At 65.7% G+C, this 15,176-nt stretch carries 11 protein-coding genes; 4 read left to right on the top strand and 7 right to left on the bottom strand.

Features of this window, described 5'->3' with window-relative positions:
* Window positions 1-32: 32 nt before the first annotated feature.
* The 3 genes from Q1M07_RS11015 to Q1M07_RS11005 all read left to right on the top strand — a co-directional run bounded on the left by Q1M07_RS11015 (window position 33) and on the right by Q1M07_RS11005 (window position 5,465).
* Entirely contained in the window at window positions 33-2,303 is a 2,271-nt protein-coding gene (locus Q1M07_RS11015; RefSeq protein WP_300453908.1) for a nitric-oxide reductase large subunit, read from the top strand.
* 185 nt (window positions 2,304-2,488) lie between these two features.
* Complete coding sequence (locus Q1M07_RS11010; RefSeq protein ID WP_300453907.1) at window positions 2,489-2,722, top strand: hypothetical protein; 234 nt, start codon at window positions 2,489-2,491, stop codon at window positions 2,720-2,722.
* Between the two features lie 220 nt (window positions 2,723-2,942).
* Window positions 2,943-5,465 carry a C13 family peptidase gene (locus Q1M07_RS11005; RefSeq protein WP_300453905.1) on the top strand — a complete coding sequence of 841 codons (2,523 nt, stop codon included), beginning with the start codon at window positions 2,943-2,945 and terminating at the stop codon, window positions 5,463-5,465.
* Between the two features lie 4 nt (window positions 5,466-5,469).
* Here the strand turns inward: Q1M07_RS11005 and Q1M07_RS11000 are convergent, their stop codons facing one another.
* The 7 genes from Q1M07_RS11000 to Q1M07_RS10970 all read right to left on the bottom strand — a co-directional run bounded on the left by Q1M07_RS11000 (window position 5,470) and on the right by Q1M07_RS10970 (window position 13,959).
* Window positions 5,470-6,819, bottom strand: a complete 1,350-nt coding sequence (locus Q1M07_RS11000; protein WP_300453904.1) for a YhjD/YihY/BrkB family envelope integrity protein — start codon at window positions 6,817-6,819, stop codon at window positions 5,470-5,472.
* 136 nt (window positions 6,820-6,955) lie between these two features.
* Window positions 6,956-7,591: a hypothetical protein gene (locus Q1M07_RS10995; RefSeq protein WP_300453903.1), complete on the bottom strand. Its 636-nt coding sequence runs from the start codon at window positions 7,589-7,591 to the stop codon at window positions 6,956-6,958.
* Window positions 7,578-7,958 carry a hypothetical protein gene (locus tag Q1M07_RS10990; protein WP_300453902.1) on the bottom strand — a complete coding sequence of 127 codons (381 nt, stop codon included), beginning with the start codon at window positions 7,956-7,958 and terminating at the stop codon, window positions 7,578-7,580. The genes Q1M07_RS10995 and Q1M07_RS10990 overlap by 14 nt, the downstream gene beginning before the upstream one ends.
* Before the next feature lie 5 nt (window positions 7,959-7,963).
* Window positions 7,964-8,461 (bottom strand): glycine zipper 2TM domain-containing protein, encoded by a 498-nt coding sequence (locus Q1M07_RS10985; RefSeq protein ID WP_300453900.1) that lies wholly within the window; start codon window positions 8,459-8,461, stop codon window positions 7,964-7,966.
* Window positions 8,462-8,516: 55 nt separating this feature from the next.
* On the bottom strand, window positions 8,517-8,771 hold the full coding sequence (locus Q1M07_RS10980) for a hypothetical protein (RefSeq protein ID WP_300453899.1): 255 nt from the start codon (window positions 8,769-8,771) through the stop codon (window positions 8,517-8,519).
* 219 nt (window positions 8,772-8,990) lie between these two features.
* Window positions 8,991-10,421, bottom strand: coding sequence for a cardiolipin synthase (cls, locus tag Q1M07_RS10975; protein WP_300453898.1), 1,431 nt, complete (start codon window positions 10,419-10,421; stop codon window positions 8,991-8,993).
* Between the two features lie 127 nt (window positions 10,422-10,548).
* Window positions 10,549-13,959, bottom strand: coding sequence for a mechanosensitive ion channel domain-containing protein (locus Q1M07_RS10970; RefSeq protein ID WP_300453897.1), 3,411 nt, complete (start codon window positions 13,957-13,959; stop codon window positions 10,549-10,551).
* A 434-nt stretch (window positions 13,960-14,393) separates the two neighbouring features.
* Here Q1M07_RS10970 and yihA point away from each other — a divergent pair, with 434 nt between their 5' ends.
* Window positions 14,394-15,107 (top strand): ribosome biogenesis GTP-binding protein YihA/YsxC, encoded by a 714-nt coding sequence (gene yihA, locus Q1M07_RS10965; protein ID WP_300453896.1) that lies wholly within the window; start codon window positions 14,394-14,396, stop codon window positions 15,105-15,107.
* Window positions 15,108-15,176 lie beyond the last annotated feature (69 nt).

The following is a 15,176-nucleotide window of genomic DNA, read 5'->3' as shown; positions in this document are numbered from 1 at the left end:
CAATCACTTGTTACTGAGAAAGGACATTCAACATGCACGCCACCCGCAAGCTATGGACCTGGTTGGCGGCGATCTTTGTGCTCTCCTTCGCCGCACTCGGCTGGGTGGGTAGCGAGATCTACGTCAGCGCACCACCGATCCCCAGGCAGGTCGCCAGCGCCACGGGCGATATCGTCTTCTCCGAAGGCAGCATCCAGCGTGGACAAGAAGCCTGGCTCGCTGCCGGCGGCCAGCAGCTCGGCTCGGTCTGGGGGCACGGTTCCTACCTGGCACCGGACTGGTCGGCCGACTGGCTGCACCGTGAAGCCATCGCCCTGCGCGAACTGCGGGCACAGCAACTTCACGGCACCGCCTACGCCAATCTGCAGGCCGGCCAGCAGGCGGCGCTGGACGCGCAGCTGAAAGCGGAAATGCGGCGCAACACGCACGACGCCGCGACGAACGTCATCACCCTTTCCGCCGAACGCGCCGAAGCGGTGAGACAGGTCGCCCGGCACTACGTCGGCCTGTTCGGCGACGAGGTGTCGCTGCAAGGACGACGCGAGCAATACGCCATGCTGCCAGCGACGCTGCAGGAAGTGGCCGACCGCGAGGCGCTGGCCGCTTTCTTCTTCTGGAGCGCGTGGTCGGCGGCGACCGACCGCCCGGGCGAGACGGGCCTTTCCTACACCAGCAACTGGCCGCACGAGCCACTGGTCGGCAACACACCGACGGCAGGCACCGGCATCTGGTCGATCGCCAGCATCATCCTGATGATCGGCGCCATCGCCGCCATGGCCTTCCACCAGGCGCGCCATGAGGCCGGCGACCCGGTGCCGCCGCCGGTCGATCCGCTCTTCAGCCTGACGCCGACCTCTTCGATGCGGGCCACCGGCAAGTACTTCTTCGTGGTCGTCGCGCTGATATTGGCGCAGGTAGGCATGGGCGTGCTCACCGCGCACTACGCGGTCGAAGGTACGGCATTGTTCGGCATTCCCGTCGGCCAGATCCTGCCCTTCATCGTCAGCCGCACCATCCACACCCAGTTCGCCGTTCTCTGGATCGCCACGGCTTGGCTGGCGACCGGCCTCTACATCGCGCCGGCCATTTCCGGCCATGAGCCGAGGTATCAGAAGCTGGGCGTCAACCTGCTGTTCTACGCGCTGCTCTTCATCGTCGCCGGCTCCACCGTTACCGGCTGGATCGGCACCCTGCGCAACCCGGGCAACGAGTACGCCTTCTGGATCGGCAACCAGGGGCTGGAATTCACCAGCATGGGACGCGTCTGGCAACTGCTGCTGTTCGCCGGCCTGCTCGTCTGGGTCACGCTGCTGGGGCGCAGTCTGTGGCCGGCACTGAAGAAGCCGTCCGAGTCGCGCGGCCTGATCGCCATGGTTTTTCTGTCCGCGATGTGCATCGGCGGCTTCTACGCCACCTCGCTGGCCTGGGGCCGGCATACGCACTATTCGATGATCGAGTACTGGCGCTGGTGGCTGGTGCACCTGTGGGTCGAAGGCTTTTTCGAGGTGTTCGCCACGGCCGTCATCGCCCTCCTGTTCACCCGCCTCGGCCTCGTCCGCGCCGCAACGGCGAACACCGCGATCATCGCCGAAACGATCATCTTCCTCTTCGGCGGCATCCTCGGCACGCTGCACCACCTCTACTTCACCGGCACGCCGACTTCGGTGATCGCCATCGGCGCGATGTTCTCGGCGCTCGAAGTGGTGCCGCTGGCCATGCTCGGCGTCGACGCCTACCGGAACTACCAGCGCTCGAAGGCCGCAGAGTGGGTCGCTGCCTACAAGTGGCCCATCTTCTGCTTCATCGCCGTCGGCTTCTGGAACGTGGTGGGCGCCGGCCTGCTCGGTTTCTCGATCAACACGCCGATCGCGCTCTACTACATGCAGGGCATGAACATGACCGCCGCCCACGGCCACGCCGCACTGTTCGGAGTCTACGGCATGCTCGGCATCGGACTGATGCTCTTCTGCCTGCGCGGCCTGTTCCCGCACGCCGCGTGGTCCGACACGCTGCTCGCCTGGACCTTCTGGTCGCTGAACATCGGCCTGGCGATGATGGTCTTCCTGTCGCTGGTTCCGGCAGGGATCGCCCAGGCCTGGGCAAGCCTCACGCACGGCGTCTGGTACGCGCGTTCGCCGGAATTCGTACACAGCACGATGATGGAAAGCTTCGTCTGGTTGCGCGTGCCGGGAGACATCTTGTTCGCCGTCGGTACGCTGTTTCTCGCCGTGTTCGTCTTTCGGCTGCTTGGCGCAGACAAGACAAAACCGGCGTTTGGCCGATCGCAGCGCCAGCCTGCCTGAACGGTCCGCGCAGCCACTCGGAAACCGCCCAAGCCTCGTCACCCGGCCGCCGGCCGGGTGAGTTGTTCGTCATCAACGGGCGCATACCTCGCGTCCCACCGCGGGGACCGTTGGCGCAACTGCTGGAGACGCTCAGCGTGTTCACGGTGATCGATCAGGTCCCGGATCGCAAGAGGTGATAGCGAATGGCAAAGTCTTCCCTACGCCAACTGCGCGAGGACCTTGCGGCATTGGCCGGGCAGATCGACGCCAACCTGGAGCGGCGCGAGCAGACGCGTCCGGTATCGAGCGCTTCCTGCTTCAGCGGGTCGTTTGCCAGGAATTGCTCGGTTATCTCGCCCGGCCGCGCCGTGCTTGTCGAGCTCACTGCTTCGGCTCTGCCTGCGGGCGACCGTCACGGCGCCGTGATCTTTCGATGAGGACGGCGGGGATTCCCGTAGACATCACCGCCAGCCCGGGTTTCATCGACCCATTGCCGATCTCGCCTGCCTGCGTCGGCTGGACCGGCGTATCGCCGTCGCCCTGCCGGCGGCCAAGAACGAAATTGCCGGCGTGCTACCATGCGCCAGGCGCCGCGATACCGGCTTGCTCCGGAGGCGGCCACTGCGAAAATTTGTCAAGAAGCCGGCGAGGACGAGGATGCCGACCACCCTAGCCTACCAACTCGGCGCCGATCAGTATGCGGCGCTCTTGAAATTCAACCAGCAGCGCCTGATGCGCCAGCGATCGTCATGGACACAGCGGGCAGCACATCAGGTGACCGTGATACTGGTCTGTGCGGCCATCGGTTGGCTGCTCAGCGAAGCCTGGCTGAGCGGCGGCGATGGGAAGTGGCTGGCTCCGGCGCTGCTTGGCGGGATCGTTCTGCTTGGCGTTCAGCAGCTAGGCTTTCAGAATGGCATCTTGCGCCGCCTCGCCGAAGGAAGCTGTCTCGTCCGCGGGCCACGTGTCCTGGAAACCAAGGACGACGGCCTGCACTGGGCAAGCGCCGACGGCACGAGCTTCGTTGCCTGGCCGGCGATCCGCTCGCTCGAAACCGCCTGTGGGCATGTCCTGATCTACCTCGACGAGGTCAGCTTCATCCCGGTCCCGGAAAGCGCCTTCGCGTCGCCTGCCGAGTTGGCCGATTTCCTGGCGCGGCTGCGGGAACGAATCGCCAGCGCGCCGGTGCCAACCGAGAAGCCCAGCAACGCGCCGCGCGACCCGGCCGTGGCCGGCGGCGGGTCAAGCGGCAGGCCTGGCGCGTGGCACGCTTTCCTCCGGCATCTGCGCTTGGGGCTGCGTCTGGCCGTGTTCCTTCCCTTGCCGTCGCGCCGTCCGTCGGCGTCGTGGTCGCAGTTCATCGCCCTGACGGCGCTCGGCGTCGCCCTGCCGGTCGTCGAGGCGCTGCTGCGTGTCGGCTCGCGCGGAGTGTTTTCCGAGGAAGGATTGCCCGGCGCCTTGTTCCACGTGCCGATGATGCTCGTCGCCGCCTGGGGTGTCGCCTGCCTGGCCGGACGTCAGCGGCGGACGCTGGCGCTGCTGACCATGCTCGCCGCCGTGCAGGTGGCAGTCGAGGCGCTCTATCTGCTCCTTTTCCACGCGACCGGTGAAGCGATCGATTTTCTGCCCAGGGAATGGCGCCCGGCCATTCATTACCTGCCGCCATGGTGGGTGGCTCTGGCCTTTGCCGGTGCGGCGATCCGTTTTCTCAGGCCGCACGCCAGCCGCCGCCTGGCGATCGCCGCCGCGGCCGGATTGCTCCTCGGTGTGCCGCCAAGCGTCGTATACCACGAGCGTTCGCTGTGGATCGAGGCGCACGACGAGGAGGCGAGCGGCGACTTCGAGCGGAAATATCTGTCGCTGGTCGCCGAAGACACTTTCTATCTGCAACCACGACTGCTCGAACGCAAACTTGCCGCCCTCCAGCCAGGGCGGCCGGGGGTCACCGATCTGTATTTCGTCGGCGCGGCGGGTTATTCCCGGCAGGACGTCTTCATGAAGGAAGTTCGCTCGGTGGCCGAGCTGTTCCGCGAACGCTTCGCCACCGAGGGACGTTCGGTGCTGCTGATCAACAATCCGCAGAGCGTCGCCGAATCGCCGATCGCCAGTGTCACCAGCCTGGGTCTGACGCTGCGGCGGATCGGCGCGATCATGAATCCCGACGAGGACATCCTGTTCCTTTTCCTCACCTCGCACGGCTCGCCGGATCACAAGTTCGTGCTCGATTTCTGGCCCATGCGTTTCAACACCCTCGATCCCCGACGCCTGCGCGAACTGCTCGACGAATCGGGGATCAAGCGCCGCGTCGTGGTTATCTCGGCCTGCTATGCGGGCGGCTTCGTCGACGCCCTGCAGGACGACAACACGCTGGTGATCACCGCGGCCGCAGCCGACAGGAACTCCTTCGGCTGCAGCAACGAGGCCGATTTCACCTATTTCGGCAAAGCCTATTTCGACCAGGCGTTGCGCCAGACCTATTCGTTCGTCGAAGCCTTCGAAAGAGCGAGGCCGGCCATCGCCGCGCGCGAGATCCGAGAAGATTTCCCGGAATCGAATCCACGCCTCTTCGTTGGCGAAGCCATCCGGCACCCGCTCGCGGCCTTTGCCCTGGCACGGCAGAGCGCATCAGCCCAGCCGGCGGCGGCGCAGGCCAAGCCGCCGGCCATGGCCGGCGGCAAGTACGACGAGTTGCTCAGCCTGCTGGCCGTTCCCGATCAGGCCCGGCAGTTGGGCCGCCAATGCCTGCACGAGATGAGTCTGGTTTCGCCAGGGCAACTGATCAAGTCGCAACCCGACTACTTCGGCGGACTCGGCCCGGACTCGCCGCATTGGGTCGAGCTGGTCGCGGCCTACGAGCGCTACGCCGAAGGGCTGTGCGCCAGCGTGCACAGCGAAGCGTCCTTACGTGAGGTGTACCGCGACCTGTGGCGGGAAAAACTGGCCGAGCGCGACATGGACGCCGCCTTGAAACTGTTCCGGACGCCGGCAGGACGGCGCTGGGTGGCGGCACAGAACGAAGTGGCGCGTGAGGCACCGCAGCGCATCGGCCAGACGCGAACGCCTCTGCTGGCGCAGGCCTGGCATCGCCTGCAGGCCGAGCAGGCGCGCATCCTCGAGCGGTATCGGCGGGAAACGGAAAAGCGCGAGGTTCCCGCCATGGCTGGCCAGGCGCCTCCCTGAGACTTCACGCCGCGGGTCGGGCAGCGGACGCCTCGGCGGCCAGATCGAGTACGCTGATCCCTTCGAAAGCCGCGCCAAGCGAGTCGTCGATTCCTTGCAGGATCTGCTCGACACGCTCCGGGACCGGCAGACCGGCCGGGGCGAGAAAGCGGCTTTCGCCGGCCGAGCGGACGAGGTCCAGCAACTGTTTGAGCGAAATCGCACCGAGGTCGCGGGCCGGCAGATAGCCCCCCGCATCGTCCTTGCTCTGCACCAGCAGGCCGCCACTCTGCAAGGCGGCGAGCATCGTTTCGACGGCGTGTTTGGGCACCCGCAGAAGCTGGCAGAGTTGCGCCAGCGTCCATGGCGGACGCCCCGCCAGGTAGTGCGCGCCGACCGCACTCATGATCGCCAGGGCCAGGCGCTCGCGCATGCGGTTACTGAGCCGCGGCTCGCCGCCGGTGGCCACGACCGACTCCGGGTGTTGCCGGTAGAAGGCGACGCTGGCTCCGATGAGCAGGATCAACCAGCTCAGGTAAAGCCAGAACATGAACAGGATGACCACCGCGAAGCCCGAGTAGATCGCCGAGTACTGGCTCGACGAAGCGACGAAGGCGGCGAAGGCCCAACCCGAAATCTGCCACAGGAGCCCGCCGACCAAGCCGCCGGCGAGCGCCGGGCCGATGTCCACACGGGTCTTGGGAACGGCCATGTAGATCGCCGTGAAGGTGCCGATGGCGATCAGATAAGGCACCAGCCGCCCGATCAGCGCGGCCATCCAGCCGATGGGTTCGAGCGCCAGAAACTCGCGCACGCCGGCCATGTCCAGGGTAGCGGCCGTGATGCCGACCGCGGCGAAGATCAGTATCGGTCCGACCAGCAGCGCGCTCAGGTAGAGGCTGAAGCGTTCGGCGATGCTGCGTGGGGTAGCGATGTGCCAGATGGCGTTGAACGACTCCTCGATCTTCTGCACCAGCGAAACCACCGTGTAGAGCAATAACGCCAGACCGGCCGAGCCGAGCACGCCGACGTTGGTGTTGTCGACGAACTGGATGACGCGCGGACTGATCTCGTCGGCGTTCGCGCCGAGCGGCGCGAGCAGCCGGGCCAGTGTCGGTTCGATCTGGTTATGGACGCCAAAGGCCTTGAGCACCGAAAAACTCAAGGCGAGCAGAGGAACGAAGGAAAGCAGCGTGGTATAGACCAGGCTCATCGCCCACAGCGTGAGCTGTCCATAGGCCAAATCCCGGAACAGGACCATGGCCAGGCGCAGCAGCCGCAAGCCGTGCCGCCGGCCGGCCGGCAGCGCCTCCGGCGAACCGCCCCACACGACGATATCGAGGCGATCCAGCAGGTACGCCGGAGTCCACTTCACCGCGCTCCGTCCTTCCGCTGCCGCCAACTGCGGCCGAGCGCAAGCCTTCCTGCCGCTTGACGGCCGAACGTGGATCGGGCGCCAGCGGCCGGCGTCAAGCGCTTGGCCACCGCCCGCCCGGGATCGTTCCCGACGGTCATCGTCGGCTGTCGATAGTGAGCCAGATCTGGGCGTCGAACGGCAGCCGCCGCTGTCCCGCCGCAAGGTCGGGTGCGACCTCCTGCGCTTTGCCGACCAGGACTTTCTCGACCGACACGCCGACCGGCGCGTAGGGACTGCCGGCGAAAGGAATCGCCAGGCGCACCAGGAAGTCGGGCTCCGACAGCGTCGACGCCACCCATCGGTTTTCCCCAGCGTGGCGCGGCCGGCCTCGACGCGCATCCCATTGGCCATCCCTCAGTGCCGACTCGGCGAGGTGGCGCGAGATCCAGGGGAAGTGGAAGGCTCGCCCGAGCGACAGGCCGCGCAACGGCGGGGCGTCGGCCGGTCGCGCGCGCAACCAGCGGCCGATCACTTCCCGATAGGTCGATTCGCTGACTTCGCAGCGCAGGAAGGCGTCGCTGTGCGGACGGAAGGACGCCGTATCGGCCCCTGGCTGTTCGTCGATCTGTGGCGCGCAAGCCGCGGCGACCAGTGGCAGCGCCAGCAACGGCCAGGCGGCCAGACGGCGGCAAAGCGCCGAGACGGCTGAGCGTCCCCCCACCTGTCCGGTCGAAAGCGCTGCGCGGCCAGAGCGTTCCCGGCCGCTCGCCAAGCGGTCAATCCACCCCATGCGATGGCGAAGGCAAGTCGCGCTGCGTCATGGCCCGCACCAGACAAAGGACTCCCGGCGAGTCGGCAGGCGCGCCATAGGATCCGGAAAGGGCTGCGCTGTAGTCGCCGCGGCTGATTTCGCCATGGTAGAAACGCGAGCTCAAATCCAGAAAATAAGGATCCTGAATCAGGTCCGCGCCGACGCCTCGGCCGCCCAGGCGTTCACTGCCGCACTGCCGCTGCACCCGGTCGAGCGCCGCTTCATAGGGTGTGTCGGCGCGCCAGGCATCGGGTGCGCACGCGGCGACAGCCAAACCTATCAGACACCACAGGGTGGCGCCTGGTGAAGCGGCGGCCGCGTCCTCGCCGATCGTCGCAAGGGTCATGGCGGCTAGCGCGACACGACGCGTGCGCCTTCGCCGTAGCCTTCGATATACACCCGCTGGCCCTGGAACAGATTCGGATTGAGCGGCTGCGTGATCGACACCAGAACGCCGTTGCCGGTACGGACGATGACCTGCTGCCCTGGCACCGGTTGATCGTACCTCTTCTCGATTTCGTTGCCGGCGACGGCGCCGCCGATAGCGCCCGCCACCATCGCGACATCGCGCCCGGTACCGCCACCGATCAAGCTGCCGATGCCGAGACCGGCGAGACCACCGACGACGGCACCGACGCCGGCGTGATGATTGCTCGGTAGCTGAACCCGGGTGATCTGTTCGATGACCCCGGTGCGTATCTCGATTTCACCGGGTTGCGGCCCGGGCACGGCGCAAGCGCCAAGACTGGCGGCCAGTACGCCGGCCGACAGGTAGGCTGCGGTCTGCCGGAACATGACGAGTTTTCCCTGCAAAGACATGACGAATTCTCCCTGAAAAGATTGGCCCATTTTCCTGCTCGACAGTGTTTGCCGGTCGGCGTCTAGCGCGGCCCTGCCGTCAAAGTCAACGACAGACGCGCACCCCATTGACGTAACGACAAGCGGGGGCGACGACCACGGGCCGCGGCGCCGGAGCGACGACCACGGCCTTGGGGGGCGGTGGCGCAACGACCGCCACCGGTTTGCGCGCCACGACAGCGCCGTTCGGGCCGGCGCAGCCGGCACGATAGACGCCGTTGGCGCACGTGACCGCTTCGACATCCGTCGCGGCGGCCATGGCCAGTAAAGCGCTTCCGAAGGACATGACGAGGGTTTTCATCTTGCTTCTCCTTGTTGTATTCGCCCGCTCGCCGGTATCGGCCCGAGTCGAGACCGAAGACGTTTGTACTCCAACGCTTTTTCCGCGTCAATCGATAGCCGGCACGAGGGTAGCGAGCCGCGTCGCAAGAAGCGGTGACGACCGAGCGTTGCGCTGGAAACCCGCCGCCTACCGGTCGGCCCTTCGCCCTGGCGAGCCGGGTTCGCCTGGCCGGAGAGTTCAGAGCAGCGGCCCCATGACCTGCACCGCGTTTTCGAGCAATCGCCGCCACTTCGGCCGAGCGCGCCACTGTGCCAGATGCAGCGGCCGCGACCGCGCTTCGTACGCGCGCTGCAGTTTCCGCGTGGTGGCCGCAAACGTCCGGTCGTAGGCGATCAGCGACACCTCGAAATTTAGCTCGAAACTGCGCAGATCGAGGTTGACCGTTCCGAATATGGTGATTTCCTCATCCACCACCATGCTTTTGGTGTGCAACAGGCCGCCGTGAAAATGCAGGATCGTGATGCCAACCGCCAATAGGTCGTCGTTATAAGCATCGCTGGCGTAGCGGACAAACAGTGAATCCACTTTCTCGGGCACGATCAGGATGACGCGAACGCCGCGCAAGGCGGCCGAGCGCAATGCCGTGAGCAGTGTCTCGCCAGGGACGAAATAGGGTGTCGTGAGGACGATCTCGCGCCGCGCGGCGTAAATGGCGGCCAGCAGAAGCTGTTCGATGTGCCGTGTGGCGGCCTGCGGTCCCGACGGAAAGATCTGGACGTGGCTGCTTCCGGTGCTGGGCAGTTTGGGCGGCGGCGGCGGGGCAAAGTTGGCTCCGGTCTGCAAAGCCGTCAGCGACAGTGAGACCGCTTCGAGTACCCAGGCCGCCGGCCCCTCGACGCGGACCATCGCGTCGACCCACTCACCAACCCCGGCATCCCGCTTGAAGAACTCCGGATCGGCGATGTTCATGCTTCCGGTGTAAGCAATACGGCGGTCGATGACGGCGATCTTGCGGTGATCGCGCAGGTCCAGGCGTACGAATAGCGCGCGCAGCGGATTGACGGGCAGCACTTCGACGATGCTGACGCCAGCTTCCTGCAGACGTACGAAGGCCTCGCTCTTGAAAAACGGCCGGCTGCCGAGGGAATCCATCAGAGCACAGCAAGAGACTCCACGCCGGGCGGCACCGACCAGCGCCGTGATGAGGTCGTCGACAAAGCCGCCGGCGCTCCAGATGTAGAACTCCAGATGAACCGAACGGCGGGCAGCGTCGATATCGGCAATCAGCGTGCGCATGCTCGACTCGCTGTCGATCAGCAGTTGCAGGCGATGACCACCCATCAGCGGCAGACCGACCGAACCCGTGGCCAGTCGGCTGATACTTTCGGCACCGGTCGTCAGGGTGCTCGGTGCAACGACATGCTCGGCGGGAATGCGCCGCGCCCAGCTCAGGATCTGCGGCTGCAAGGCAATCGCCCTTCGCATCCAGGTCTTGCCGAGGCGGCGTTCGCCGATCAGCAGATAGATCAGGACGCCGACTGCCGGCAGCAGGACGATCAGCAGCAGCCAAGCGAGTGCCGTGCCATGCGAACTACGCCGCGAAAAAACGCGGAGCGAAACCGCCAGCAGGACGAGCACATGCAGCAAGGAAAAAAAGCTGAAATCCATGCGCAGGAGTATGAGACTGCCACGCCGGGCCGGTCAACGACGTGCCCGGACAATGCCGGCCGCCAAAACCCGACCGATGCCCGGCCGACCGGCAAGTCGGTAGCGGCCGTTCTCCGCCGCTCGGCAACTAGCGCGTATCGGTGTCGGGCTTGGCCGGTCTGGCGTCTTCGAGCCTGACACGCAGCGGCGACCGTGGATCGAAGTGCAGATCGCGCTGCGGGAAAGCCATGACGACTCCGGCCTGCTCGAACTTGCGATTGATCGCCTTGTGCAGGTCGGTCATCGTCACACTTCGATGATCGAGGTCGTCGACGAAGGCACGCAGGGTCAGCATCAGCGAATTGTCGCCAAAGGCGTCGAAGCTCAGACTCGGCGGCGGGTCGGCAAGGATGTGCGGATGCTCGTCCGCCGCTTCGCGCATCAAGGCGTGCGCCCGGTCGACGTCGGTACCGTAGGCGACGCCGACGCTGACGACGACCCGGGTAATCTGGTCCGACAGCGACCAGTTGAGCAGGCGGCCGGTGATGAATTCCTTGTTGGGCACCACCAGCTCCTTGCGGTCGGCGTTACGAATCGTCGTCGCACGGATGCGAATCTTGGTCACCACGCCGTCGGTGTTGCCGACCGTGATGAGGTCGCCCACCCGTACCGGCCGCTCGAACAGGATAATCAGGCCGCTGATGAAATTGGCGACGATTTCCTGCAAGCCGAAGCCGATACCGACGCTAAGCGCCGCCACCAGCCACTGCACTTGCGACCATTGGGCACCCAGCGTGTTGAGCGTGAGCAGCGTGCCACCGGCGACGATGCCGTAGGTGGTCAGGGTGGTGACGGTGTAGCGGCTGCCGGAGGGCAGGCGAAAGCGTTCCAGCAGGATCACGTCGAGCACCGCCGGCAGTCGCCTGGCGAAGGTCAGCATGCTGAGCAGATAGATCAGGGCGAGGCCCAGATCGGCGAGCGTGATCGGCAGGCGCCGGTCTTCGCCATCGATCGTCGCCGAGCCATACCACAGCGTAACGTCGTCGAGGATGCGCAAGGCCGGAAAGACGGCGGACCAGATGGCGAGCAGGCCGGCCAGAGCGAGCAAGGTGGTGAAGATGCCGAGCAGCTCGCGGCTGTCCTCGGTGATCGCCGCCAGGTCGAGCTCAGCGTAAGCCGCCGCCGGCGCATCGCCGGAATCGCCGGGCGTCGCCGTTTCGCTGTCCGGGACAGCGCCGCCCGTGCCTTCCTGGCCAGCGCTCCTCAGGCCGGCGCGTTGGCGCAGCAAGGTCAGCCAGCGCCAGGCCAGGCCATGCAACAGGACCATGCCGCAGGCCAGCCAGAAGGTCATGAGCAGCGAGTTCATCATGATCACCGCCGGGTAAACGTAACCGTTGAACGTCGAGACGAGGACAACGAAGGGCGCCGCGACCAGGGCGGCGAACCATATCGGCTGCAAACGGAAGAACAAGGCCGCGTTGGATTTGCGCCGCTGCTCCGTCAACACGCCACGCGCCGGGTGGAAGATCCGGTAGACGAAGAGGGCAATCCCCACGCTTGCCAGCAACAGGGCCAGCCGGGCAACGACCCCGCCGCTGCTCGCCGGGTTGAGGTCGAGCGCCAGTCGTCCGACGAGATTCGCCGGGATGAAGAGCCAGAACAGGCGCCCCAGTTCGACGCGCAGCCGGTGCGCGACGGGCTCCGGCCATTGCAGATGCGCCGTGGCCAGCCCTCCGGGAAGGCAAATCTCGCGCAGTGCGAGGAGAACGTAGGCGTTGAGCGAGACGCGTATCAATCCGCCACCGAAAGCGTGCGCGAGCGCACTGCCGCTTTCCGGTGCGCGCAGCAGCCAACCGGTGGCGCCCAGCAGCAGGGGAAAGGGCGCCGCCTTCAGAAGCGTCCAGGCAAGGGCGTGCAAGGTGTGCCGAAAACCGTCGCGCGCGGGTTGGCCGGCCTGGCGGGCGGTGCCTTCGATGGCGCTGGCGAGGCTGGCCTGCTTCCACGCGAGGAGCAGGGACAACAGCACACCGAGCCAGAAAACGGGGGCGGCGACGACCTGCCGCTCGACGGCCTGCGCCAGATGTGACCAACGCTCAGGTGTCAGCAACAAGCGGATTTCGGCCGGCAGGTGAAGGAAATCGGCGACTTGCGTTCTGGATTGCGTGTCCAGCCAGAACAGATGCTTTTCGAGAAAGCTGTCGTAACTGCGCGCCGTCTCGAGCACTTCGTTCTCGGCGGCGCGCAGCTTGCGCAAGAGGTCGAGATACCTGGCGTCGGTCGCCAGTTGCTGGTCCAGCAGCGCCTGTCTCTGGCCAATCAAGGCCTGCCGTATGTCCGGCTGAGAAGTGGGCGGCGCATGGGCCACGCCAGCGGCTAGCTCGGCAACCGCGGCCGAACGATCGGCGAAGCGCGCCACCTCGTCGAGGTAGCGCAGGCGCCGGACATTGACCTCGGCAATCCTCTGCGCAAGTTCGCCCGCCCGGCGTTCGTAAAGCTTCAGGTCGGGCAGCGCCTGACGATGCGCGAGCAGCAGCGGCCCGAGTCCGGCACTGAGCGCGCTGATTTCGGTCGCCGCCTGTTCGCGTCGGTGATTGGCCCGGATCCTTTCGGCCATCCCGATGGCCTGCGCCTGCTCGCGTTCGAGCGTTTCCAGCGGCCGGGTGGCCGCGCTGAGTTCCCTGGCCAGTTCGACGTTCCGCTCGGCGAACGCCAGCAGCGTCGGGTCCAGGTCGGCCGTCGTCCGCCGCATCTCCTCCGCCGCACCTTCCGCCCGCCTGGCCTCGTCCAGCCGCCAGGCGTTGCTCAGCGCCTTCAGATCCTTGACGCGCTGGCTGATGCGTTCGACCTTGGCCGTCTTCTCGTCACGTTCCGCGCCGAGCAGTTCCCATTTGATCGGCAGACTGAGCAGTTCTCCGTCGAGCGCCTGGATCAACGTGCTCAACGCGACATAGCGGGTTTCCAGGCTCCAGCGCCTCGCCTCGGCCAGCATTTCCGAGTCGTCGGCCGCGGCGGCGCTCTGCAACGCGGCAGCGATCGCCCGTTGCTGTTCCTGCGCCCTGGCGAGAGCTTGACGGATCGCCGTCGGTCGGTTCTCCTGATACGCCAGTTGCCGCTCGATGTCGGCAGCCAGAGCCTGCACGGCGGCCAGATCGGCCTCCTCGCGTCTGAGATCGCGCTCGATCTGCCAGCCGGCGATACCGGCGGCCGGGGCTGGCGGCGGGGTGGCTGACTGCAAGGCGGCGGTCCGCTGGCGAACGAGTTCGGTCTCGCGTGGTGCCGTTCGCACCGTTTCGGCAAAAGCCTCCGCGCGCGCTGTGTGGGCGTCGATCTTTTTCAGGTTGCTCAAGGCGTCGCGGTAAAGCGCGACCAAAGCGGCACGACCCTTGGCGTCCAGTTCAGGCTTGCTTTCGACCTCGACGATTTTCGCCTGCAGCACTTCGGCCGTCACCAGCATCGGCGGCAAGCCGCGCCGACCGGCTTGTGCCGACGCGTCGCCAGCCGCCAGCGCGACGAACCACAGCGTGAAGGCAATCAGAATAGGCGGCAGGTGAAGTGACATGGCTTTCGGCATCAATCTCATTCTGGCATAGGAAGGCCGGCTGACCAAAAAAAGCAGCCGGAATCATAGCGCTCCCCCGTATCCAAGCGATGCTTGAAGCTGTGGCAAACCATAGCGTGAGAAAGCAATGCGCCAGGCTGTACCGATTCTTTGGCAGATGCCTGGCGCGCCAACGGCAAGCCGAAATTCCTCGGCCGCAAGAAAGAAACTCGCCGTTCACCAGCGAGTCCTTCACCGATAAGCCGTGCGAAGCTACGTTTCTCTGCCTCGCTGGACGAGGGCGAGTAAATGCTTGGCCCGACCGAGTAGTTCGCCTTCTACGTTCTATAATGGCGAGCATTCCCGGTCGTTGGCCGACCAGACGCCCCGGTGGCGTATTGGACCACCACCGGGGCTTGCTCCCAGCCCATCCTGCCTAGCGGCCCTCGTCCATCATGCCCCTATTCCAGCAAGCTGTCTTTCACACGACGGTTGCCGAGCTGACTGATCTGCCGGTGGACGCGCAATGCGAGGTCGCTTTTGGCGGACGTTCGAACGCCGGAAAGTCATCGGCGCTCAACACGCTGGCCAATCACTCGCGGTTGGCCTTCGTTTCGAAGACGCCGGGTCGAACACAGCATCTGAACTATTTCCGACTCGCCGACGGCAAGTATTTCGTCGACCTGCCAGGCTACGGTTTTGCCAAGGTACCGGAGGACGTCAGGGGCCAATGGGACGGTTTGATCGCACCCTACCTGCGGCAACGCGAAGCGCTGCGCGGTCTGGTTCTGATCATGGATAGTCGCCACCCGCTGACCGAGCTCGATTTACAAATGCTCGGCTGGTTCGCACCAACCGGCAAGCCGATTCATATCTTGTTGTCGAAGGCCGACAAGCTGAGTCGGCAGCAACAGCTATTGGTCCTGCGCGATGTAAGATCGGGCCTGCGCGAGTTGGGCGGCAACTGCACGGTGCAGCTTTTCTCCAGCCTGAAAAAGTCGGGCGTCCCCGAGGCGGAAGCTGTTCTGGCCAACTGGCTCGGCTTGGCGGTGCGCGAAGAGCGGCCACCGCCGACCGCTCTGGCCACGGCACGAAAGGCGCGCCAGAAACCGCGTGGAACTGTCGGCTGGAGCGCTCGTACTGCCCGTGGCGTCGGCCGTGCTCGTTAAAAAAAACCCCCGGCAAGGGGGGCCGGGGGCAAGACATGCCTTAAGGGGATAAGGCACCCGCTCAGGGAG

Origin of the sequence: Accumulibacter sp. (assembly GCF_029255285.1) — a bacterium.
Lineage (GTDB): Bacteria > Pseudomonadota > Gammaproteobacteria > Burkholderiales > Rhodocyclaceae > Accumulibacter.
This window is presented reverse-complemented; position numbering and strand designations above follow the sequence as displayed.

Coding starts and splice junctions, on each gene's coding strand:
- Q1M07_RS11015 (WP_300453908.1), top strand. CDS start 33: ATGCACGCCACCCGCAAGCTATGGACCTGGTTGGCGGCGATCTTTGTG.
- Q1M07_RS11010 (WP_300453907.1), top strand. CDS start 2,489: ATGGCAAAGTCTTCCCTACGCCAACTGCGCGAGGACCTTGCGGCATTG.
- Q1M07_RS11005 (WP_300453905.1), top strand. CDS start 2,943: ATGCCGACCACCCTAGCCTACCAACTCGGCGCCGATCAGTATGCGGCG.
- Q1M07_RS10995 (WP_300453903.1), bottom strand. CDS start 7,591: ATGGGGTGGATTGACCGCTTGGCGAGCGGCCGGGAACGCTCTGGCCGC.
- Q1M07_RS10990 (WP_300453902.1), bottom strand. CDS start 7,958: ATGACCCTTGCGACGATCGGCGAGGACGCGGCCGCCGCTTCACCAGGC.
- Q1M07_RS10985 (WP_300453900.1), bottom strand. CDS start 8,461: ATGGGCCAATCTTTTCAGGGAGAATTCGTCATGTCTTTGCAGGGAAAA.
- Q1M07_RS10980 (WP_300453899.1), bottom strand. CDS start 8,771: ATGAAAACCCTCGTCATGTCCTTCGGAAGCGCTTTACTGGCCATGGCC.
- cls (WP_300453898.1), bottom strand. CDS start 10,421: ATGGATTTCAGCTTTTTTTCCTTGCTGCATGTGCTCGTCCTGCTGGCG.
- Q1M07_RS10970 (WP_300453897.1), bottom strand. CDS start 13,959: ATGTCACTTCACCTGCCGCCTATTCTGATTGCCTTCACGCTGTGGTTC.
- yihA (WP_300453896.1), top strand. CDS start 14,394: ATGCCCCTATTCCAGCAAGCTGTCTTTCACACGACGGTTGCCGAGCTG.